The sequence below is a fragment of the Carnobacterium mobile DSM 4848 genome, from assembly GCF_000744825.1.
Taxonomy (GTDB): domain Bacteria; phylum Bacillota; class Bacilli; order Lactobacillales; family Carnobacteriaceae; genus Carnobacterium_A; species Carnobacterium_A mobile.
On sequence record NZ_JQMR01000001.1, the window covers coordinates 1,407,769 to 1,429,860 of the forward strand.

Annotated in this window: 27 protein-coding genes and 1 riboswitch; of the genes, 5 read left to right on the forward strand and 22 right to left on the reverse strand. The window is 36.4% G+C overall.

Annotation, left to right across the window (positions count from 1 at the left end):
* Window positions 1–82 precede the first annotated feature (82 nt).
* The 5 genes from BR87_RS06555 to BR87_RS06575 all read right to left on the reverse strand — a co-directional run bounded on the left by BR87_RS06555 (window position 83) and on the right by BR87_RS06575 (window position 3,852).
* Entirely contained in the window at window positions 83–688 is a 606-nt protein-coding gene (locus tag BR87_RS06555) for a VanZ family protein (protein WP_035030127.1), read from the reverse strand.
* A 264-nt stretch (window positions 689–952) separates the two neighbouring features.
* Window positions 953–1,354: an organic hydroperoxide resistance protein gene (locus BR87_RS06560; RefSeq protein ID WP_035030130.1), complete on the reverse strand. Its 402-nt coding sequence runs from the start codon at window positions 1,352–1,354 to the stop codon at window positions 953–955.
* Window positions 1,338–1,790, reverse strand: coding sequence for a MarR family winged helix-turn-helix transcriptional regulator (locus BR87_RS06565; protein WP_035030133.1), 453 nt, complete (start codon window positions 1,788–1,790; stop codon window positions 1,338–1,340). Before BR87_RS06565 ends, BR87_RS06560 begins: the two co-directional genes overlap by 17 nt.
* Window positions 1,791–1,933: 143 nt before the next feature.
* Window positions 1,934–2,635 (reverse strand): YjjG family noncanonical pyrimidine nucleotidase, encoded by a 702-nt coding sequence (locus BR87_RS06570; protein ID WP_035032917.1) that lies wholly within the window; start codon window positions 2,633–2,635, stop codon window positions 1,934–1,936.
* A gap of 29 nt (window positions 2,636–2,664) precedes the next feature.
* Window positions 2,665–3,852 carry an MFS transporter gene (locus tag BR87_RS06575; protein ID WP_035030136.1) on the reverse strand — a complete coding sequence of 396 codons (1,188 nt, stop codon included), beginning with the start codon at window positions 3,850–3,852 and terminating at the stop codon, window positions 2,665–2,667.
* Between the two features lie 115 nt (window positions 3,853–3,967).
* Between BR87_RS06575 and yeiL the strand changes: the two genes are divergently transcribed.
* A complete protein-coding gene (yeiL, locus tag BR87_RS06580; RefSeq protein ID WP_035030139.1) occupies window positions 3,968–4,636 on the forward strand; it encodes a transcriptional regulator YeiL in 669 nt (222 codons plus the stop codon).
* Window positions 4,637–4,694: 58 nt separating this feature from the next.
* Here yeiL and BR87_RS06585 read toward each other — a convergent pair whose 3' ends face one another.
* From BR87_RS06585 to BR87_RS06615, 7 genes are all read right to left on the reverse strand, one after another.
* Entirely contained in the window at window positions 4,695–4,904 is a 210-nt protein-coding gene (locus BR87_RS06585; protein ID WP_035030142.1) for a hypothetical protein, read from the reverse strand.
* A 116-nt stretch (window positions 4,905–5,020) separates the two neighbouring features.
* Window positions 5,021–5,272, reverse strand: a complete 252-nt coding sequence (locus BR87_RS06590; RefSeq protein ID WP_035030145.1) for a hypothetical protein — start codon at window positions 5,270–5,272, stop codon at window positions 5,021–5,023.
* Between the two features lie 139 nt (window positions 5,273–5,411).
* Complete coding sequence (locus BR87_RS06595; protein ID WP_035030148.1) at window positions 5,412–6,542, reverse strand: NADH-dependent flavin oxidoreductase; 1,131 nt, start codon at window positions 6,540–6,542, stop codon at window positions 5,412–5,414.
* 434 nt (window positions 6,543–6,976) lie between these two features.
* Entirely contained in the window at window positions 6,977–7,618 is a 642-nt protein-coding gene (locus tag BR87_RS06600) for an HAD family hydrolase (RefSeq protein WP_035030152.1), read from the reverse strand.
* Window positions 7,619–7,994: 376 nt separating this feature from the next.
* Complete coding sequence (locus tag BR87_RS06605) at window positions 7,995–8,447, reverse strand: nucleoside deaminase (protein ID WP_035030155.1); 453 nt, start codon at window positions 8,445–8,447, stop codon at window positions 7,995–7,997.
* Between the two features lie 576 nt (window positions 8,448–9,023).
* Window positions 9,024–9,338 (reverse strand): DMT family transporter, encoded by a 315-nt coding sequence (locus BR87_RS06610; RefSeq protein WP_035030157.1) that lies wholly within the window; start codon window positions 9,336–9,338, stop codon window positions 9,024–9,026.
* Window positions 9,338–9,679, reverse strand: a complete 342-nt coding sequence (locus BR87_RS06615; RefSeq protein WP_035030159.1) for a DMT family transporter — start codon at window positions 9,677–9,679, stop codon at window positions 9,338–9,340. Before BR87_RS06615 ends, BR87_RS06610 begins: the two co-directional genes overlap by 1 nt.
* Window positions 9,680–9,741: 62 nt before the next feature.
* Window positions 9,742–9,840: riboswitch (guanidine-I (ykkC/yxkD leader) on the reverse strand.
* A gap of 163 nt (window positions 9,841–10,003) precedes the next feature.
* Here BR87_RS06615 and BR87_RS06620 point away from each other — a divergent pair.
* Window positions 10,004–11,389, forward strand: coding sequence for an ISNCY family transposase (locus BR87_RS06620; protein ID WP_035028598.1), 1,386 nt, complete (start codon window positions 10,004–10,006; stop codon window positions 11,387–11,389).
* A gap of 182 nt (window positions 11,390–11,571) precedes the next feature.
* On the opposite strand, the gene BR87_RS06625 is transcribed toward BR87_RS06620, so the two are convergent.
* Together BR87_RS06625 and BR87_RS06630 are read right to left on the reverse strand one after the other, a co-directional pair.
* Window positions 11,572–12,102: a methylated-DNA--[protein]-cysteine S-methyltransferase gene (locus BR87_RS06625; RefSeq protein ID WP_035030161.1), complete on the reverse strand. Its 531-nt coding sequence runs from the start codon at window positions 12,100–12,102 to the stop codon at window positions 11,572–11,574.
* Between the two features lie 25 nt (window positions 12,103–12,127).
* A complete protein-coding gene (locus tag BR87_RS06630) occupies window positions 12,128–12,709 on the reverse strand; it encodes a sugar O-acetyltransferase (RefSeq protein ID WP_035030164.1) in 582 nt (193 codons plus the stop codon).
* A 299-nt stretch (window positions 12,710–13,008) separates the two neighbouring features.
* Here BR87_RS06630 and BR87_RS06635 point away from each other — a divergent pair, with 299 nt between their 5' ends.
* Both BR87_RS06635 and BR87_RS06640 read left to right on the forward strand, forming a co-directional pair.
* Window positions 13,009–14,007 carry a biotin--[acetyl-CoA-carboxylase] ligase gene (locus tag BR87_RS06635; protein WP_035030166.1) on the forward strand — a complete coding sequence of 333 codons (999 nt, stop codon included), beginning with the start codon at window positions 13,009–13,011 and terminating at the stop codon, window positions 14,005–14,007.
* On the forward strand, window positions 14,004–14,537 hold the full coding sequence (locus BR87_RS06640; protein WP_226799605.1) for a biotin transporter BioY: 534 nt from the start codon (window positions 14,004–14,006) through the stop codon (window positions 14,535–14,537). Before BR87_RS06635 ends, BR87_RS06640 begins: the two co-directional genes overlap by 4 nt.
* Before the next feature lie 16 nt (window positions 14,538–14,553).
* On the opposite strand, the gene BR87_RS06645 is transcribed toward BR87_RS06640, so the two are convergent.
* The 8 genes from BR87_RS06645 to BR87_RS06680 all read right to left on the reverse strand — a co-directional run bounded on the left by BR87_RS06645 (window position 14,554) and on the right by BR87_RS06680 (window position 21,364).
* On the reverse strand, window positions 14,554–15,546 hold the full coding sequence (locus BR87_RS06645) for an ABC transporter substrate-binding protein (RefSeq protein WP_035030169.1): 993 nt from the start codon (window positions 15,544–15,546) through the stop codon (window positions 14,554–14,556).
* A 344-nt stretch (window positions 15,547–15,890) separates the two neighbouring features.
* On the reverse strand, window positions 15,891–16,127 hold the full coding sequence (locus tag BR87_RS06650; RefSeq protein ID WP_035030172.1) for a hypothetical protein: 237 nt from the start codon (window positions 16,125–16,127) through the stop codon (window positions 15,891–15,893).
* Window positions 16,102–16,314, reverse strand: coding sequence for a heavy-metal-associated domain-containing protein (locus tag BR87_RS06655; RefSeq protein ID WP_035030174.1), 213 nt, complete (start codon window positions 16,312–16,314; stop codon window positions 16,102–16,104). The genes BR87_RS06650 and BR87_RS06655 overlap by 26 nt, the downstream gene beginning before the upstream one ends.
* Window positions 16,315–16,357: 43 nt before the next feature.
* Window positions 16,358–18,814, reverse strand: a complete 2,457-nt coding sequence (locus BR87_RS06660) for a heavy metal translocating P-type ATPase (RefSeq protein WP_035030177.1) — start codon at window positions 18,812–18,814, stop codon at window positions 16,358–16,360.
* Between the two features lie 31 nt (window positions 18,815–18,845).
* Window positions 18,846–19,277, reverse strand: a complete 432-nt coding sequence (locus BR87_RS06665) for a CopY/TcrY family copper transport repressor (protein WP_035030180.1) — start codon at window positions 19,275–19,277, stop codon at window positions 18,846–18,848.
* Between the two features lie 255 nt (window positions 19,278–19,532).
* Window positions 19,533–20,147 (reverse strand): sugar O-acetyltransferase, encoded by a 615-nt coding sequence (locus BR87_RS06670; protein ID WP_035030183.1) that lies wholly within the window; start codon window positions 20,145–20,147, stop codon window positions 19,533–19,535.
* A 26-nt stretch (window positions 20,148–20,173) separates the two neighbouring features.
* Window positions 20,174–20,683 carry a DUF3592 domain-containing protein gene (locus BR87_RS06675; RefSeq protein ID WP_051929713.1) on the reverse strand — a complete coding sequence of 170 codons (510 nt, stop codon included), beginning with the start codon at window positions 20,681–20,683 and terminating at the stop codon, window positions 20,174–20,176.
* A 267-nt stretch (window positions 20,684–20,950) separates the two neighbouring features.
* Window positions 20,951–21,364: a hypothetical protein gene (locus tag BR87_RS06680; protein ID WP_035030187.1), complete on the reverse strand. Its 414-nt coding sequence runs from the start codon at window positions 21,362–21,364 to the stop codon at window positions 20,951–20,953.
* Window positions 21,365–21,594: 230 nt separating this feature from the next.
* Between BR87_RS06680 and BR87_RS06685 the strand changes: the two genes are divergently transcribed.
* Window positions 21,595–22,092 carry a GNAT family N-acetyltransferase gene (locus tag BR87_RS06685; protein ID WP_035030191.1) on the forward strand — a complete coding sequence of 166 codons (498 nt, stop codon included), beginning with the start codon at window positions 21,595–21,597 and terminating at the stop codon, window positions 22,090–22,092.

A 22,092-nucleotide genomic window follows, 5' to 3' on the forward strand; every position in this document is an offset into this window, starting at 1 on the left:
TGTCATACTAAAAGCTCTCTTTCTTTCCAGTTACGTATCGGAAATAAAAGAGAGCTTTTTTATAGAGTATTTCATATTCTGGCTACTTAGTTATCAGCCGTTTAACAAAACGAGCATTCATCAATTGGTACCCTACGAATAATCCCATATAATTTAAAAGCAAGTCGCTCACATTAAAAGATCCCAGCCCCACTATGTATTGAACAAGCTCTACTGAAAATAAAGGAATAACTGTTTTTATCGCTAATTTCTTAAGATTCCACCGCTTCAAATAAGAACCTAATGGAATAAAACAAGCTAAGTTAAAGAACGTATCTACACCACTGCCATTTACTAATTCTCCAATAAAAGCTAATGGATTTAGTGTCGTTCCATCCTGGCTGGAACTGTTAAAAAATAAGAAACCGATCAAGGCTATTCCATACACAAGTGTAGAGGATTTCAAACTATTTATACCTTTCATACGGTAAATAATGTGATAAAAGATCCCAACTAAAAGAAAAGCCAATCCTAAAGAGATCACCAATGAAACAATCCGGGTATCTGGTAAACTATACATCGGCTTTAAATATAAGGCTAGCTTCTGTTGGAAGACGGTACGGTAAAACCAATTTGTACTGATGAAGCTGAGAAGTGCTAAAACGATGAAGAGACGGCGTTTATTTTTCTTTCCTTTGAATAGTTGCATAACTTACTCCTATTGTGCATTTTGTATAATTTTTTCTCCTTCTATAGTAGCATGTGATCGCACAAATGGGAATAAAAAACAAACAAACGTTCTTGTTTGCTTAGGGAGCTAACTACTTGTTTGTGCTTAATTTTCTGTCTTTTTAGTATACAAAAACCTTAATTTCTAATTGCCTATTAAAAGGAACTAGCCATTAAGGTTTCTTTTGTCTATTGATTGAACGGCTGTCTGAACAGGTATCCATCCTTGCCATTCTTTTTCAGCTTATTTTGCTTTTAATTCAACGTTTATGTTTCCTCTGGTAGCTTTAGAATAAGGACATACTTGATGAGCTTTTTCCATCCATTCTAATGTTTCATCTGTTGAAAATCCACTGATTTCGCCTTCTAACACAACTTTTAGTTCAAAACCTTCGTTTGGATCATTATATAAAGCAACTGTACAGTCAATTGTACTTGCTGCTTTTATTTTTGCTTGTGAAAGAACTAATTCAAGAGCTCCATTAAAACAAGAACCGTATCCTGCTGCAAACAATTGTTCAGGATTTGTTCCTTCCCCTTTACTGCCAGGGGCTGATATTTTGTATTCAACAGAATGATCTGGAGAATGAGTTTCACCGTTTCTGCCGCCTGTGTTGATCATTTTTGTTTCATATAGTTTTGTCATCATTTATTCCTCCTAGTTTTGTAGTTAACTCGTTGAGTTGAGCAATTAAAGCAAAATATTCTTTTTCATCAAAATTTAAAAGAGAAAGACAATTAGCAATCTTTTTAAGCAACTCATCCTTTATGTCATTTGCTTTTTTTGTTGGCTTGATCATTACTTGTCTTTCGTCTTCCGGATTACGATTTCGAGTAATATAGCCGTTTTTTTCCATTCTTTTCAGCATAGGAGTTAGCGTTCCGCTATCCAATACCAACCTTTTCCCTAACGTTTGAACGCTTTGTTCTGGTTCTTCCCATAATAAAAGCAGTGTTAAGTATTGTGGATAAGTTAATGAAAAAGGTTCCAGAATAGGACGATAAAATTTTGTAAACTGTTTGGATAAAGTATAAGTTGAAAAGCATAACTGCTCTTCTAATAAAAAATGATTGCCTTTCATGTATTCCCTCCTGTTTAAGTTGTGCACAATTTAATTGTACTCCGCATAAATGTAAAATGCAAACCTTTTCTATCAGCTTAAAAAAATACACTTATCCTCTCTCAATGAAAGAGAGTCGATAAGTGTACAAGAATACAAACTGCTTATTTAACGAGTTGTTTTTGTAAGATTTGATAAAGTTCTTCTAACGATTGGATTTGGTAATCAGGTTCGATACCCGTTTTGTTTACTTTGTTTTCAGGATTGAACCAACAAGTAGCGATGCCGGCTAGTTGACCGCCTTTGATATCTGAAGTAAGAGAATCGCCAATGATCAATGTCTGTTCTTTTGAAAAATTCGGAATACGGGCAAAAACATAGTCAAAATATTCTTTCATAGGTTTTTGATAACCCGTATCTTCTGAAACAAAAATATCTTTAAACAATGGATAAAGTCCTGAATCCTGTAACCGTCTGTATTGTGTCTTTGAAATGCCATTAGTTACGATATACAAATCATAATCATCTTTTAATTCCTGAACCAAATCAAATGCACCCATCATTAAATCGTGTCCTTCATTTAAGTAATTGCGGTACTTTTGTTCAAATAAAATCCCATCAATTTCTTTTTCCAGCTCTTTAAATAGAGTAGAAAAACGTGTATTGACCACTTCGTCACGTCCAATTTTTCCTTCTTCAAATGCTTTCCATAGACTTTGATTAATTTGGCCGTACCGAGATTCAATTTCTGCTGTTAATAAGAGCTGTTGTTCTTCAAAAAGTAACGTTAAAGCTTGTTTTTCTGCTGCACCAAAATCAAGTAACGTATCGTCCACATCAAATAGTAATGTTCGGTAATTTTTCATCATTTCAATCTCTCTTTCATTTTTATATTTTAAATTTCTTTTTTTATGGCATAAAACAGTAGCAAGCAACCGAAGACTGCACTCAGCATCCCGACGGTTAGCATTGTATGAACCGTTGCATTATCTAACAACCAACCTCCTAGCCCATTTCCAAAAACACTTCCTAAAGTAGTTGCTCCAATCACCATAGTCTGACCTTTTACTTTATCCCCTTTTTTCATTAATTTGTTCACATAATAAGCTGATGCTGGAACATAGATTGCGAAAGAAAGCGCTTGGAATAATTGAGCAACATTGATCATCCAAACGGTGCTGGATCCAAGAAACAACAGACTACGAACAACAAAGAAAAAGCTGGAAATTTTTAGTAATGAACTGCTTTTATATTTGGAAGCTAAATAACCAAATCCTAACATCGCCGGCAATTCTACAGAAGCTGCGATTGTTAAAGATAAACCAAAATCGCTATCCTTTCCGCCAAGGCTAGACATAATCTGCACTAAGTAACTGTTAATAATCGTATGAAATCCAAAAAGAAATACGATAGCTGTTAAAAAAAGAAGAAAACGTTCGTATTGTTTAAAAAAATGCAACAGGCTTTTAGGGCGTGTTGCTTCATTTGAGTGAAGACCGGATGGATCTCTGCTCAATTGTGTTTCCGTTGCGGGAAAAGTGACTACGAGAAGTAAAAAGATCAGATATAAAGAAATACAGAGAATCGGGATAATATTTGCACTGTACTTATTAAGCGCTCTTCCTAGAAAAAAGGAAATAAAAGCAAAAGAAAGTGAGCCTACTCCTCTCGTTAAGCCATAATTGATCTCTAGCCCTTCATTAATGTGTTCAAAAATTAGTGAATTGAGCAAAGGCTGTAATGTAAGTGTTAATGAAGTTACGCCAATATATAATGCTGTACTGATAAGAAGATTATCCGGTTCCGTAATTAATTTGATTAAAAAAAGGATATTCACGATTGCGATAGAAGAAATCACCTTTTTTAAAGATAGACTGCTTAACTGATCAACCAAAAAGCCAACTGCAGGCTGCAACACAACCGAAAAGATATTTACCAGCGCTAGTATCACACCAATTTGCTGATTTTCAAAGTTTTTTGCCAACAAAAATACTGATGCAAAACCATAAATGGCACAAAAACACATCCAATAAAGGCTTTGTAAACCGGCATACTTTAAAGTTAAAGAGGTATGTTTAGTCATTTTTATTTTTCCTTTCTCATATTGTCATAAAAAATCGTTTGCTGTTCTTAAACAGAATAACATTCCTTCTTGTAATTTAGTATGAGAAATCTCATACTAATAATGAGGTGAGTTGATGAAAGCTGAAAATAATCAAGAAATAATTAACGCTTATCTAAGCGATGTAAAAGTTCAATCCCTATTCTCTAAAAATTTTCTTCCTTATGCTACTATTCATACATTTAAAGAGAAAGAGATGTTAACAAACGAAGGAGAAGCTTTTCCTTACCTTTATTACTTAGTTTCTGGTAAAGCTAAAGTATTTATGACGCATAAAAATGGGAAAGTATCTCTAATTAATTTTTTAACCGAGTATTCGCTTATTGGAGATTTAGGTTTAGTCGGAGTTGAGACTCAAGCAAAAGGCATTCAAGCTATGGAAGATTGTGTTTGTATTGCTTTTTCTTTAAAAGAATGTGGTCAGAAGTTGCTGCAAGATGTTTATTTTTTACAACAATTATGCAAGACATTAGGAGAAAGAACACTGACAAGAACAAAAAATTACGCGAAAAATAGCGGTTATCCATTAGAAAACCGACTAGCTGCTTTTATTCTGCTTACTGAAAAAAAGAATAGCTATAGTGAAAAGCATACTGAAGCTTCTGATTATCTAAACGTCAGCTATCGTCATCTTCTTTATGTACTTAAACAATTTTGTGAAAAGGGCTGGTTAAAAAAAGATGGCAGAAACTACTGGTTGCAGAACAAAGAACAACTAAAAAAATTGGCGGATGAATTGGAATAGCCAATCTTTTTAGTTTCAATAGAGACAATTACATAACGTTACTTAATGCTCGAATAGCTTATTGGCTATTTTCAATCATCTCCTGTTCTAGCCCTTCATCATCTTTGATTTCGATCGAAGACAATTTTCCTTTTTCTTGGCTTTCTGCTTTTCCTGTCACAAGAGCTGTTTTTTCTTCTCCTTCATCTGTTGTATAGACTAAATGAACCTTAAAAACATAATGCTGAGAAGCATCTTTATCTTGGGTAACATCTATTCCATTTACCATTAATTGGTACTCTGAAGACTCTGCTTCAATAGAGTATTTAAATCCCAGTCCATCAATGAATTTTTCATAGCCTGTTATTGTAAAGAAGTCGCCAAATCTTTCATCTAATAGATTATTTAATTTATCACTGGCTGAGCTAGTTGTTTCTGGTTTTCATCAACTGTACGCGTTACGTAATAGTATTCTGTCAGAAGTTCTTCATCAGGTGCATTCAATAGTTGTTGCAGAACATTTTCGATTGTTTGTCTATTTGGATCCTGAACTAATTGTTCACCATTTTTTGTATGATTTGCAGTACAAGCTACGAGCAGTAGCGAAAATAAACTCCCTATAAAGACAAAAACAGGTTTCTTTTGTCTTTTCACCATTAACTATTCCCTCCTTTTAAGTTGCTTATTTTTTGTATTTGAGACTGATTTAGAAAAAAACTATATAAGCCCTTATACCGTAAGAAAAGAAATAACCTTTGTTGGTTATTTCTTTTCTTTTGAATAACGCTGCTTCACTTTAACGGTTTGTTTCAACAATTGGAAGCCAGCCAGGGTTGCTTTCTACATATTCCCACATTGCATCAGGCAGCATTAAATCTGCTCGGTCTTGAGGATGAATTTCTGTACGAATAGCATCTTCTTTTCCTTCCTTAACTTTCTTGATCCAATCAGGCTCCACAATCAGTTCGCGCCCAACGGCAATTAGTGGAATTCCTAGATCCAAAGCATTGATAGCTTCATCAGGGGTTTGAATTAATCCAACCCCTATAATTGGAAAATCCTTTCCTACTTGTTCTTGAAGGATTTGAATAATTGGCTTCTTATTGCTCTTGTCCCGCATTGAACGTTGCATCACATTTCCGACTGAAACATGGAGATAATCTAATCCTTGATTTTTTAATTTGGCTACTAACTGTAACGTATCATCCAATGTAATGCCCGGTTCTTCCATTTCTTCAGGAGAAATTCGGTAACCGAGTATAAAGGGTTTTTCTGCATAGGTTTTGATAGCTTCTTTTGCTGCTTGTACGACTGCGAGTGGAAAGTTCATTCGCTTTTCAAGTGTACCTCCCCAAAAATCGTCTCTGCGATTCGAGTGTGGAGAAAAAAATTGTTGAATCAAATAGGTGTTTGCTCCATGCAATTCAACACCGTCAAAGCCAGCTAGGATAGCTCTTCTAGTGGCTTCACCATAGGCTGTTACCAGTTCACGTACTTCTTCATCCGACAAGGCTCTTGGTGTCTCTGCAAAATCTCGAAGAGCTGGCACTGCGCTTGCACTAACCGGTTGTTCGCCTCTCAATGTTCTGCTTGTACCCATCCGTCCTACATGGAAAATTTGCAAAATTGCTTTAGCACCTGTACTTTGAATGGACTTCGCTAATTTTGAAAGGCTCTCAATGCGATTATCAGAAGCTGCACTGAGTGATCCTGCAAATTTTCCATTCTCCATTACTTGCGCACAAGAAGTAATCACTGCACCAAGACCTGCTGCTCTACGTTTATAATAATTGTGTTCATCGGTAGTTACCATGCCATTTTCAAAAGATGAATTAGTCGTCATCGGCGCCATAATGACACGGTTGTTAATTGTTACACCAGATGCAAAGGTAAAAGGTTCAAATAATTTACTATAATTTGGATTCATTAGAAACCTCCTGATTTTTTATAAGTAAGATTTGATTTCATAATACTTCAAAGAAGTCTTTTTTCAAAGTAAAACCGACTCGGAGTTTGATCGTTAGAATCTGAAATGAGTTTGCCTACCTTATCTTCGTTTTTTTTTGACACTTCAGGCACATAAAAAGGTTTTGTGGACCATATCTTTTTTTCCCCACGCACTTAAGGTCTATATAATGGATTTATCTACCATAAAGCTATACAACCATACAGAATGAGGCGTTAAACAATTTTTAGCAGCTAAAATCGAATTATTTTAGCTGCAGTTGAAAAGCACAAAACCATAAATTTAACTTACCTATCATATGGAAAGGAATTCTTAATGCTTACTGTATGCAAAATAAAAAAACTAGTCTTCTTCAATTCCTTATCGAAGAATGCTAGTTTTACTTTTGTACAAGCTTAATTTTTTAATTCTGTAATGATTTCATTTAACCTTTTGATTTTTCCATCTGCAAGATCCTGATTGAAATTAAAGCGGTTGTCTTCTTTAGCCAATACATACATTCCAGCTGCTTTCCCTGCCCTTATGCCATAAGTAGAATCTTCGATCACAAGGCATTCTTCAGGCTTCACTTCTAATGTTTCAGCTGTTTTTAAGTAGATTTCTGGGTGTGGTTTTGACTGTTTAAACATTTCTCCACTTAAAATAGAATGAAAATAATGTTTAATATTGCATTGTTCTAAAACTTCTAGAATATTGCTGTGAGATGAAGAAGAAGCTAGAGCTATTTTATAATTTTCTTTGGTCAGCCAATCAAGTACGAAAGTGATGTCTTGATCTACTATTTTTCTGAAATCAATCGGCATATCTTTATAAAATTCATCATAAGCTGCTTCATACTGGTTTTTATCTAGTTCTTTACCCCAAATTCGCTGAATAGCATCCCAAGTATCGACAGAACTGGAACCCACAATCTTATTCAATTCCTCGGTCTCTGTGTGAATATTATTATATTTAAAAAACTCATGGAGCCTTTCGTAATAGACCGGTTCAGTGTCTACTATCACACCATCCATATCAAAAATAACTGCTTTTATCATAGTCATCTCCCTTTTTTAAATTATTAACGAGCTAATATTAGTGTAGCTTGAACTACCTCCAATTACGACGTCGCTTATAAGTGGAGGTTTGCTGTCTAATGATGATAAACAACTGTTCAGTAAAAAAATCAACACGATAGAACACAATACCAATAATACTGTTTTTTCTTTTTTAGTGCGAACATCTAAAAAATAACTCTCTTTTTATCAGTATAGCTTATTTTTTCTCTAAATCAAACAGATGATAAAAGCGCAAACAACTCTATTGTCATTAAAAACAATCATTCAAAACTTGAGGCACAAATTTCAAATGATTATTTTTTCAGTTCTATTTTATTGTTCGTAACTTTTTCAAAACATTACCAATCGACGATTCTTATTGTTTTTCCTGCCACTTTTTCAATGGGTTTTCTTGTTCTTTTTCTAACGGTATTTGCTGCATAGAAAGTTTTCGTTCAGAACGCGATTTTTTAAAATCTGTATAAATGGTTTTAGAGATTCCTAACCCTGCTTCCGCTGCGGTTTCGATGGATACGCAATAAAATCCTTGCTTCATACCAGATAAATACATCGCTGCTAAACACATGGGGCACGGCTCTCCACTAGCATACATTGTGTATTCCGATAAATCATGTGTTTGAAGCTCTGATTGCGCCTTTCGAATAGCCAGCATTTCAGCATGTCCGCTAATATCATAGGTATGATGAAGCTCATTTACACCTTCAGCAACAATTTTTCCATCTTTTACTAGCACTGCTCCAAAAGGCTGGCCTCCATCACGAACATTCTTTTCAGCAAGATCTAATGCTCTTTCCATGAATTGATTCATTTTTTTCCCTCCTAAAATTCATCTGTTATATACTATCTACTTTAAAGGATTCATTCTCATTAAGCAAAAAACAGCTCTTTTTAGGTTTGATAGTTTTAATAAAAGCGAGATAAGACGCTCAAAATCGTAAGAAATATAGGGAAATAAGTTTCGGGAACAATACTCTTTCAACCCCTTGCACTGATATTACATGAGATGACTTTCTAAAAGCACCAGAAAATCTGTATCTTAGAGAATAATTGATAGGAGTCTTTCATCTTTAGCTGATTCATCAACTAGTAAAAAATAAATGATTTGAAATTTTGAACCCTTTGATAAGTGCTTCTTTACTGATTGCCTATTCTTTTATTAACAAGCGTACTTCTACTTAACATTTCTTCCCTGTTTTCTACTACTATTGTTTGCTAGACTGGCTCTACCAGACAATTCATCCTTTACTAACTGCATAACAAAATAAAAAACTATAAAATATTTAATTATCCCTACTTTCCTACACTTTTTTATACTACCTTACTATCTAAAAAAGCTGATTGAGTTAATTTCCCTCAACCAGCTTTTTAGCTAGATCCTTTTTCATTAGGACACTAATTTTAACCCTATTGTTGCTCCTAAGATCATTGCAATAAAAAGGATTCTTTTCCAGTCTTTTGATTCACCATACAGCAACATTCCTAATAAAGCTCCGCCAGATGCTCCTATTCCTGTCCAGATAGCATAAGCTGTTCCCATAGGAATGGTTTTCATCGCATACGATAGAAAGAAAAAACTAGCTCCAAAACCTACTGCTAATAAAAGCAGTGATTGCCAATTGCGGTGTTGATTCAGTCGATTGATCATCATGACACCCACTACTTCGAATAACCCGCCTGCAATTAATGAAAGCCACGCCATTAAGAAACACCTCCTTTTTCAGGTTTGTCTTCAGTCACTAACTTCAAGCCTATAACACCGGCCAGTAAAAGAAAAATCAGCAGCAATTTACTGATATTTAAAGGCTCGTTAAAGAAAATAATTTCAGAAAAGACTGTTCCTGCTGTTCCTAAACCAACAAAGACTGCATATACTGTTCCCACTGGAATGTATTGACTTGCTGCAATAATCAAATAAAAACTAAGCACGATTGCAAAAAGTGTTCCTAGCCATTCCCAAACATTCGTCGCATGGTTTAAACCAACTACCCATAGTACTTCACAAACAGCACCTAATAATACTTTTCCCCAATGCTTATTCATATAAAAGTTTCCCTCCTCATTTATTGCAAAATAAAAAGCTCGAAAGTGAACTGTTTACCAGTTACTCCCGGGCTTTTGTCCCTCCGTGACACAGAAAAACTGTGCGTTTTCTCTCGGACCAGTCCAATCATTTAGATTGCGGAACCCTAGAAAACAATCGATTTGTGCAATTAAATTTTAGTATAAAGATTATTTTTAAATAGTCAAGAAAAAATAGACAGATCACTTTCAGCTATCATTCGAACGTGATAATGTCCTAAGTAGGTCGAAGCATAAAATGTCCCAAAATGATAAAATAAACTCATGAAAAGGATCATGCTAACGATGAATGAAGATAAAAAATATAAAGTAATAAAAGCTGTGGCAGAAAAAAGAAAGGAAAAAAAGAGAGCTTGTGTTGAACTTGGGCTCTCGACGAGGCAAGTCAACAGATTGATTCAAGACTATCAAAAAGGAGGAAAAGCTATTTTTTCACACGGTAACAGAGGAAAAACGGCTAAGCACGCTGTGCCAAAGGAAACAAAAAAACAAGTGGTCGAGCTCTATCAAAGTTTTAAGATACAGCCTAATGTGAAGCATTTTACTGAAATTCTGAAGGAGGATTATGACATCTGTTACACCGATACGACTATTCGTCGTATTTTATATCAAGCGAATATTTTATCACCTAAAACCCAAAGAAAAACGCGTAAGAAAATAAAAGCTCGAATCAAAGCTAAATCGATGAAAGGAGAAAAAAAGGCTGAGAACCCATTGGTTCCAAGAGCCGAAGATCAAATGGAGTTACCCGAAAAAAGCCATCCCAGCCGTCCTAGAAAGAAATATCAGGGGGAGCTTATTCAAATGGATGCCAGTTCCTATAACTGGTTTGGTAAAGAGGTGACACATCTTCATTTAGCTATTGATGACGCTTCTGGTAATATCGTTGGGGCTTATTTCGATACGCAAGAAACACTCAAGGGTTATTATCATGTGCTCAATCAGATTCTAACGAAACAAGGCATTCCCTTAGCTTTTTTGACAGATAAACGAACGGTTTTTGAATACACATCAAAAGCCATGAGAGCGGTTGAAGAAGATACATTTACCCAGTTCGGGTTTGCCTGTCATCAACTCGGTATTGAGATTAGAACTTCATCTATTCCACAAGCTAAAGGACGTGTAGAGCGCTTAAACGGGACTGTTCAATCGCGACTTCCTGTAGATTTAGAATTAGCTGGAATACAATCTATTGAGGAATCCAATCATTTTTTAACGAAATGGGTTAGAACTTTCAATAAGAAGTTTGGTCATAAAACGAAGGAATCCATTTATGAAAAGGCACCAACTAAATCTGAAATCAATTTGTTATTAGCACGAGTAGCGAATAGAAAAGTGGATAGTGGGCATCATATTCGTTATCAAAATAACTACTACCTGCCTACGGAAGGTAGTGAAGATAAATACTTCACACGAAAATCAAAGGTGCTAATTATCGAAGCGTTTAATGGAGATATCTATGTAAATATAGCTGAAAAAATATACACAACAAGGAGCCTGAAAGAGCATGACTATTACTCAAAAGAGTTTGATCCGATTCCAGAGCAAAAAAAAGAAAGACGCCAGTATATTCCCCCACAATCTCACCCGTGGAAACTAGAATCTTTCAAAAGATATCTTCGCAGTGTCGGAAAAACACTCGAAGAGTACGAAGCTGAACAAACAGCTTAAGGCTAATTTTAACAAATTCAGTCACATTAATGCAAGCTTTTGCGAAGTAAAAGCTTGCATTAATGTGACCCTTGGTTTTGGGACATTTTTACTTTCGCTTGACAGAAAAAATAGACAGATCACTTTCAGCTTACTATTATTTTTTCATTCAACCGACATTCAAATCACTATCAGTTCAAACTTTATTTGCCAAAGGTCATTTTTGTTTCCAAAACCAACAGTTTCTTCTTCATAGGCAATTTACCCCTGTAGCCGGAAATTCCTCCATTTTTATGGATTACTCGGTGACAAGGAACAACAATTAAAATAGGATTTTTCCCAATGGCGGTTCCGACAGCGCGGGAAGAACCAGGTCGATTGATCTTATCAGCGATTTCTCCATAAGAAGTCGTTTCACCATAAGGCAGTTCCTTTAATGCTGCCCATACTTCTTGTTGAAAGACGGTTCCAATCGCATTAAGCGGAATATCGAAGCGGCTTCTTTCTCCTTTAAAATACTCTTGCAATTGTTCAGCGTATTTAGCTGTCTCTGCTTCATTTTCTTCTAACAAAGCACCCGGTACATATTTTTCAGTCCAATTTTCTAATTCAGCGAAACCTTCACCCAAAGAACCGACAAAACAGAGTCCTTCTGATGTGGCAGCTAAATAAAGCGGCCATTCTTGATTGTCCAGCTGCTGGTAAAAAACAAGATGTCTTACTTTATCTTCCACTCTTTTCCTCCCCTTTTAAAATGATTTATTTTGCTTCAGTATTGATCTTTTTAATGGTTTTTGCTGGTACACCTGCAACAACTGTATCCGCTGGCACATCTTTGTTGACAACTGCTCCTGCAGCCACAACGGACCCATTTCCAATAGTGACACCCGGCAGTATAGTTGAATTGGAACCGATCCAAACATTCTCTCCAATTGTAACGGAAGAAGGATAAACAGTGTTTCGTGTTTCTATAGATAAGCCATGGTTGAGTGTAGCAATTGTAACGTTCATTCCCAATAAGGCACCATCTCCGATACTGATCCCGCCTCTATCTTGAAAGGAACAACCGATGTTAAAAAATACGTTTTTCCCAATAGAAATATTTTTTCCAAAATTTGTATAGAACGGCGGATTGCAGACAAAAGAAGGATCGATTTTTTTGCCTGTCAATTCACTAAAAATAGCCACTATTTCTTCTGTTGAATGATAGGATGTATTCAAAGTCATAGTGAGTTTTTGAGCTTCATCACTGCAGTGGGCTGAAAGTTCATTTACTTCTTTATCCTCTTCTGAAATCGGATGCCCTTGTTTGCAAAACTCAAGAAATTCGTTCATCTCCATATAAAAACTCCTCTGCCTTCCTTTTTTTATTGCACTTTGCCTGTTTCAGTCTAACTGATACTTATTCAGCAAATAGTCTCCATATAAAATTGAAACAGACGCTACCTAAAATTGACTTAACAATAACTAGTGACCTGCTTTAAAACAATAGTAACACAACCAGCGAAAAAAATACTTATGCATTTATTTTTTGCCTCATCCATTTTCGGGTATCTCTATAATCTGTCGTTACCCATAAATAAAATTGGGTTGACATTCATTTGTTCAATCGTTACACTCTTGTTAAAGAGGTGATAGGTATGACAACAAAACAACGTGTATTGGCTTTTTTAGAAAAAAATAAAGGATCCGCTGTTTCTGGTCAAGAATTAGCGGATACCCTACAGATTTCTCGAACTTCTATTTGGAAAGCAATCAATTTATTGAAAGAAGACGGTTATGCAATTGAAGCAGTACCGAATAAAGGGTATTGTCTCTCTGCAACTTCTGATCTTTTATCGGCTGAAGCGATACGTCCTTTCTTGCTGCCGGAATTAAAAGAACGGCCTTTTCATATTTTGAAAACAACGGAATCGACTAATAATGAAGCGAAAAAAATAATTGTTGACCAAGCAACTACAGAAGCGATTGTTTTATCTGAAGAGCAGACAAAAGGCAAAGGACGTTTAGGAAGATTTTTCTATTCTCCGCCACAAACGGGCATCTATATGAGCCTTATCCTAAAACCGCATTTGACGACGATGGATGCAACTTTGATCACAACTGCTGCTGCCGTTGCTGTCTGTTTGGCGATTGAAAAAGTAACAAATAAGAAACCGCAAATCAAATGGGTCAACGATCTTTACTTAGACGGGTATAAAATTTCAGGTATTTTAACTGAAGCCGTCACAAATTTTGAAAATGGAACGATTGAAACCATTATTCTGGGAATCGGTTTAAACTTTAGAATGCCGCTTGAAGGCTTTCCAGCTGAATTGCAATCCATCGCAGGAAGTTTATTATCCTCAGAAAACCCTGAACTAACTCGTAATGAGTTGATTGCTGAAATCATTAATCAATTCCATCATATTTACCAAGAGATTGAGACCAGAGAATATCTTGAAGCTTACAAAGAACGTTGTTTTGTCTTTGGTAAAAAAATCAACTTTAAACAAGGAAAACAAGAGTTTGAAGCTGTTCCAATTGATATTGATCAACAAGGCGGTTTGATCGTTAAAATGAAAGATGGCGAACATCGCACCTTATCTTATGGCGAAATAACCATCAAACGTCCATTTAACAAGGAGAACCTAAAATGAAAATGAGTGCAAGAGATCTTACGTATTGCAGTGTTATGGCTGCCTTAACCTTTATCAGCGGATTTATCAGTATTCCTCTTGGGCCGATTCCTTTAACCCTGCAAACCTTATTTGCTTTATTGACAGGAATATTGCTGACAAAAAACAATGCCCTTGTGTCGCAAGGGTTGCATATAGTCTTAGTCGTCCTCATAAACGGCTTTCAATCTTTCCTCACTCCAAGTTTTGGCTTTGTTTTTGGCTTTGCAGCAGGAGCGTATGTTATCGCGTTTATATTAGAAAAATACCGTTTCTCTATGCAAACTGTTTCAGTAGCTGTTCTTATCGGCTCGCTGATTATTTACCTGATTGGACTTCCTTATATGGCATTTATTTTAAATGGTTATTTGGGTAGCAACTTATCAGTATTTCAAATTTTCCAAATGGGAATGTTGATCTTTATTCCCGGGGACATCATCAAGGCGGTTATTGCCATTGCTCTTGGTCTGCGGTTACACGGAAAAATTGCTCGTTCTCAAACATCCATTTAATTGAGGACCTTGTTTGTTAATCTGTTTTTCCTGGCATAATGATGCTAGCTGGATCAATGCCAAGAGATTCGGCTGTTTCTTCATTGATGAATAGTTCTAACTGATCAGAGGTTTCTACTGGCATTTCAGCTGGTTTTTTCCCCTGCTGAATTATTTCTAAAGCCATCTGAGCTGTCTGACGCCCTAAGTCTTCGTATGTGATTCCGAAAGTTGCTAATCCGCCAGATTCCACCATTCCAGCTGAGCCTGGAACTACTGGCAAGCTGTATTCTTTTGCGATTTCGCTGACAGTCGGCATCGTACTGGTTAAAGTATTGTCTGTAGGAATGTAAACTCCGTCAACTGCTTGAGCCAGAGAGGTCATCACTTGTTGAACATCATTGGTTGTTGTGACCGTTGCTATTTTGACTTTTACTCCCGAAGACTTGAGCGCTTTTTGTGCTAAATCAGCTTGAACTTTAGAATTCGGTTCACTGGAATTGTAAATAATACCAATCGTTTGAGCGTCAGGTGTAAGAGACAATAACAAAGAAACTTGATCTTCAATCGGTACCATATCGCTTGTTCCGGTAAGATTCATACCTGGCATTTCGTTGCTTTCCACTAAACCAGCATCAACAGGATCTGTAATAGCTGTAAACAAAATGGGGTCTTGACTCGTTAAATTGGCTAACGTTTGAGCTGCGGGAGTTGCAATAGCTAAAATCACATCATTTTCTCCAGCTAACCGCTCACTCATACTTTGCAAATTAGCTTGGTCTCCTTGAGCATTTTGGTAATCAACTATTAAATTTTCGCCATCAACATAACCTGCTTTTGCTAATTCATCTAAAAATCCTTCACGAGCAGAAGATAATGGACCATGCTCCATAAACTGCAATATACCTACGTGTACGACTTCATCCTTTTGGCTGCCTGCTGCATTTCCGCATGCTGCCAAACTGAGTGCTGTAATAAATGCCATAGCTAAACCTACTAGCTTATTATTTTTTCTTTGCTTCTTTTTCATTTCTTCTTCCTCCTATTTTTTTGGTTTATCCAAAAGAGAAGCCCATCAGCTCTCCTCTTTTAGCTAACCCATTAATGACAACCGAATTTCCTAACCAATAAAAAAACACCCACTTAGATTTTGGTTAAAATCTAGGTGGGTGTTTCGTCTATGTTCAACAAAAAGACGTTTTAGTATAAAAGTTATGTGATAACCACCTAGATTTTAAATTTCATCTATGTGGCATAAATCATCAAACTCAAAGAGCTCTAGCCATTATAGATACAAACAAAGTTGTTAGTTGTTTGCATCCATGAGTCATCATTTCTACAAACAGCATCTAAGATAGCTAAAGTAATAGTTATTTAATTGTAGTTGATTCTGGATTGCTGATTGCTTTTCCATAATAATCCCTCACAATTTGAATTTGATAAACAAAGCATACTGAATAACGCTGTGGAAGTCAACTCATTTAAAAAAATTTTTGATTTCAACTCATCAACTTGTTGTTTTTTATCATCCAAAAAAACAGATACTGATTGGTCATCAGCATCTGTTCTTCTTTTCCCAAATACATTATTTAGCGTTTGGTACAACAGCATAGCTGGTATCAGCCAGCGCCTCTTGAAATACCGATTCATGGATGTCTTTTTGGCTTTCTACAATAGCCGTTTTACTGGCTAAATCAATCATTACACGTTCAACGCCGTCTACTGCTTGGAACTTTTCAGCAACTGTACTGGCACAGCCTTCACATTTCATACCTTCGATTGTTAATTCTTTTTGCATTCTTATCTCTCTCCTTTAAACTTAGTGATCTTACTTTTTTTATTTATCTTGTAGTTGGTTTAAATCTCTTTAACCGCAAAGCATTCAATAAGACCGATACGGAACTAAAGCTCATCGCTGCTCCGGCAAGCATCGGATTCAATAATGGTCCGCCGAATAGGAATAAGATTCCCATTGCAACCGGAATGCCCAGTGTGTTGTAAGCAAATGCCCAAAATAGATTTTCTTTGATATTCTTGATGGTTGCTTTACTCAATTCAATTGCCGTTGGAACGTCCATCAAATCACTTCTCATTAAAACAATATCCGCTGATTCAATGGCAACATCTGTTCCCGAACCAATAGCAATTCCAATATCAGCTTGTGCTAAAGCCGGTGCATCATTGATCCCGTCTCCTACCATCGCAACTTTTTTGCCTTCAGCTTGAAGTTTCTTCACTTCGTTTGCTTTTTCTTCTGGCAACACTTCGCTTAAGATGCGGTTGATTCCGACTTGTTTGGCAATCGCAGCAGCAGTCCGGGTATTGTCGCCCGTGATCATCGCAACTTCTAATCCCATGCGATGCAATTTTTCAATGGCCATTCTACTATTTTCTTTGATCGTATCCGCAACGGCAATGATACCAGCCAATTGACCGTCAACCGCTACATACATAGGCGTTTTTCCTTGACCTGCTAATTCATCTGAAACAGTGGTCAACGTTCCCAATGTAATTGAGCGTTCATCCATTAATTTTTTATTTCCTAATAAAACAAACTGATCATTTATCGTTCCTTCAATTCCATGTCCCGGAACAGCGTTAAAATCATGTGTCTTCAATAAAGTCATCTTTTGTTCTTCTGCCGCATTGACAATAGCTTCACCCAGTGGATGTTCCGATCCTTTTTCAGCAGAAGCAGCTAAAAGCAGCAAATCTTCCTTAGAAAATTCATTTGTATTGATGATATCCGTTACTTTAGGCTTGCCTTCTGTGATGGTTCCTGTTTTGTCAAAGACGATCGTTTGTACTTGATGAGTGGCTTCAAGTGCTGTCCCGCTTTTGATTAAAACGCCATGTTCAGCGCCTTTTCCAGTTCCTACCATAATCGCCGTGGGAGTCGCTAATCCTAACGCACATGGACAAGCAATCACTAAAACAGAAATCATGATCGTTAAAGCAAAGATACCAGACTGCCCTGCAATAAACCACGCCAAACCAGAAAGCAAGGCTAACCCAATCACAATGGGAACAAAGTAGCCGGAAATCGTGTCCGCTAATTTAGCAATCGGTGCTTTCGAACCTTGTGCATCCTCTACTAATTTGATAATCTGTGCTAAAGCCGTATCTTTTCCAACTTTTGTCGCTTCATACTGGATCGTTCCATTTGTGTTGATACTGCCGCCAATGATCGTATCGCCTTTACTTTTTTCGACTGGCATACTTTCTCCTGTCAGCATTGCTTCATCAACCGAAGTCGTTCCTTCAGTGACCGTTCCATCCACCGGCATTTTTTCTCCAGGTTTGACAACGATGTTATCGCCGACTTGAACATCCGAAACCGCTAGTTCCACTTCTTGTCCGTTACGGATAACACGGGCCGTTTTAGGAGCTAAACCCATTAATTTTTTGATCGCTTCGGAAGTTTTTCCCATGGAAAGTGCTTCAATGTATTTTCCTAAAGTGATGAGCGTTAAAATAACTGCAGCTGATTCATAATACAATTCCATTGCATAATCAGGATGCCCCATGAAAACTCCAACAGTCGCTCCTGCGCTATAAATAAATGCTGCACTGGTTCCTAAGGCCACTAATGAATCCATGTTTGGATGGCCTTTAAACAACGCTTTGAAACCAACTGTAAAAAATTTCTTTCCTAAAAAAATAACTGGAATAGTCAAAATAAGTTGAGCAATGGCAAATGCACCAGGATTCACTGCTGGATTTAGAAATTCAGGAATTGGCGCTCCCAGCATATGCCCCATTGAAATATACAATAATGGAACCGTAAAGAGCGCAGAAATCCAAAATCGTCTCCAGATGCTTTGAATGTAGACAGCCTTCTTATCTTGATGCTTGTCTGCTTCAGCGGCAGAGTCAACTTCTTCGATGGCTTCGTAACCAGCGTCCGCTACTGTCTGAGTAATTTCAGCAGATGTTACTTCAACCGGATCGTACTGAATCTGCATTTTTTCAGTGGCTAAATTAACACTAGCAGTTGAAACGCCAGCTAACTTTCCCACAGCTTTTTCGATCGTCTGGGCACAGGAAGCACAGGTCATTCCTTCAATAGAAAACGTTTTTTGTACTCCTGGACTAACGGCTTGATAACCGGAATCAGCTACTGCCGCTTGGATATCTTTTTCTGACAAACTAGCTTGATCATAATCAATGGTCAACTTTTCTGTTGCTAAATTAACAGTGGCTTCTTGTACTCCTGGTAATTTTTTAGTAGCTTTTTCAACCGTTTGCGCACAGGAAGCACAGGTCATCCCCTCAATTGCGAATGTTTTATGGGCCATATTCTCTCCTCCTAAAATTTTTTCTAAGCTATCAGCAATTGCATTGACCGGGAGCACAATTGCACGCTACTTCATCTACAGCTTCTTTCTTTTTCTGAGCTAAAACTTCTTCTAACAATCGTACGTCTTCATGGCTCAATGTTGCGTCTGACAATAAATTAGCGAGTGTTGTGCCGACTTTTTTATTGCACATTTGTGCGAATACATCGGATGTTACATTTTTAACGCTATCCTCTTCGCTGACAGTAGGCGTGTAAATAAATTTATTTCCGACCGGTTCAGTTGCTAGTAACCCTTTTTCGACTAGTCTACCGATCAAGGTTTTGATCGTAGCGGGCTTCCAATTCATTTTATCTTTTAAAACAGCAACAATCTCTTTGCTCGTGACCGCTTCAGCTGTCCAGGCAACACGCATTACTTCCCATTCAGCTTCAGTGATCGTTATTTTTACTTTTGTCGTCATTTAAAGTCCCTCTTTTCATTTACACGCGTAATCGATTTGTTCTATACTTAGTTTACAACTGTAATCATTTATTGTCAACCTTTTTTATCATCCATATAACCAACTGCATTAATTTGCATTTTTTCTTCTCTTGATTCAAAGACACACCACAAAAAAACCGCTAACTTAATGTTCAGCGGCTCCAGCATCGTATTGTAGTGAAGAGATACAAATTCCCTCCTGTTTATGGAGGAAACTGGACCTATTCATCTTCATTCACTCTATATCTATTTCTAAATCTTGATAATAATAGTGCATATCCTGATCATTAATCTCTCTGAGGACCCGACAAGGACTGCCGATTGCTACAACGTTGGCCGGTATATCTTTTGTAACCACACTGCCGGCGCCGATAACGGTATTTTCTCCAATGTGCACACCTGGAAGGATAACTGAATTTGCTCCTATCCAGACATTATCTCCTATGTGAACCGGAACATTGTATTGTGCCTGCTTGCTTCTTAACTTTGGGTGGATTGGATGCGTTCCGGCTACAAGAGTGACATTCGGGCCGAATAATACCGCATTGCCCACAAAAATATCGCAATCATCCACAACGGTCAAATTAAAATTAGCATAAACATCATTGCCAAAATGCAAATTTCTTCCACCCCAATTTGAGTGAAATGGCGGCTCAATAAAACAATTCTCGCCAATTTCAGCAAACATTTTTCTTAACAGTTGATTTCTTTTTTCTTGTTCGCCCGGTCGAGTATGATTGAAATCGTATAAGAATTCTAAATAATCTGTTTGATTTTTAAGTAACCGTTTGTCATTGCAGTAATACAATTTTTGATTAGACATTCTTTCGATGATTTCTTCGTATTCCATTTTATTCTCCTCTTTCTATATTTTTATCAAGATAAAACAATAATCAAAACAACACTAACTATAGGAATAACAGCAACACCCATAAATATCATTCCTACATAACTCGGTGCAAAACGCTCAACAAAAGACTCTTTCGGCTTATCAGGATTATAATAAACATTCATCCTACTTCCTATAGGAAAAGATTCTTGCATGATTGTATTAACTGACATCACAGAATTGTTTCTTATTCTCAACTTTGTAGCTAATAAATCACCTTTTATCTCTGATTTTACAGGATTAAAAGTAGAAGAAGTTGTTATAACTGCTGAATAACGCAAAGTGCTTTTGTATTTTCTACCGTTAACTTCGTACTCTACAATAGGTGCCCGTGATTGGTTAGCAGAGTAACCAACCACTTTTCCTAATACATGATCTACGCTATTGTTCTTAATTCTTTGATTCTTCAAATATAACCACATGCCTAACGTTAAAAAGAGCACGGTTACTGCTGCCAATAACCCTACTATTACTAATAAAGCATCCTCAGTCCTCATTTTTACTCTAACTCCTATTTTTCAAAATATGTATACTCTAAGTTTCATTGATCATTGAAATGGCCGCTAACAGTAAAGAAAAAAGCCGACCCCTATTTTGGGGCTCAACTTTTTTTCTTTTAAGTGAATCTATTTTACCTGCGGTTCAAGACACAATTATCTAGATAGCAATTAATGTTATAAAAAAGCTAAATAAATCAAAAATACCATCATTTAATTCTGTCTATTCGATAATGACAATCGAACTATTTGATTTAAACTAATTTTCTACGATTGATACCAATTATTCGATTCAAGGAAAACTAGATTGCCCTTTTGCCATTTTGCAGCTGCAATCATTTTGTTTGCCTTAAACTTCAGCTTTTTTTCTCCTTTAACTTTTATTTCTATTTTATACTGAACCAATCCTTTTTTTGCTTTAAACAGTTCAATATCCTGACGAGGAATACGAGCATATGTATCTGAGAAATCACCCATCAGTGTTAACCCGACCAAAACAATTTCGTCTGGCGAAAAGATCAGTAAAAAATGACTCATATCCACAAAAGATGCTAGCGCTCCATAAGTAAAAGAAGACAGCAATCCTGGTTCTGTATAACCGTATACAAAGTTTTGCGCTACCTCGATATCTAGCGGTTTCATATACTCTTCGATATTGTTGACTTTCATTGCTTCATTCATCTATACCCTCTCCTTTTTTTTATTTTAGCTAAAATAAAGAAAAAAGGAAAATCATATCCTCATCTCTGTCGGCTAAAAGATATTTTACTTCTAGCAAAGTAGTGATACGATGGAAAATATTATTTTCTCCCTCTTTTATGTAAGATGAGCCCTGAAATCAACTTATAAAGATTGCACTACAGAGCTAGAATCAGGTAGTATAGGTATATATTATGGATAGGAGAGATATTTTGAAACTTAGAGCGCTGGAAATTAATGACTTGCCTGTTGTACACGAGTTAAATAATGAACACTCTATTATGTCTTACTGGTTTGAAGAACCCTATGAATCGCTTACTGAGCTGCAATACCTTTTCGATAAGCACTTACTAGATGAATCTGAAAGAAGATTTATTGTAGAAGATGATAAAACAACTGTAGGTATAGTTGAATTAGTCGAAATCAATTACATCCATCGTAATTGTGAAATTCAAATCATTATCAAACCAGAATTCAGTGGACAAGGTTATGCTAAATTTGCTTTTGAACGGGCAACAAGTTATGCTTTCGATATTTTGAATATGCATAAAGTATATTTATATGTCGATACTGATAATGAAAAAGCAGTTTACATTTACGAATCTCAAGGCTTTAAAAAAGAAGGCTTATTGAGAGAACAGTTCTATACTAAAGGTAAATACAAAAATGCCTACTTAATGGCTTTATTAAAAGAGGAGTACACTGCTTAA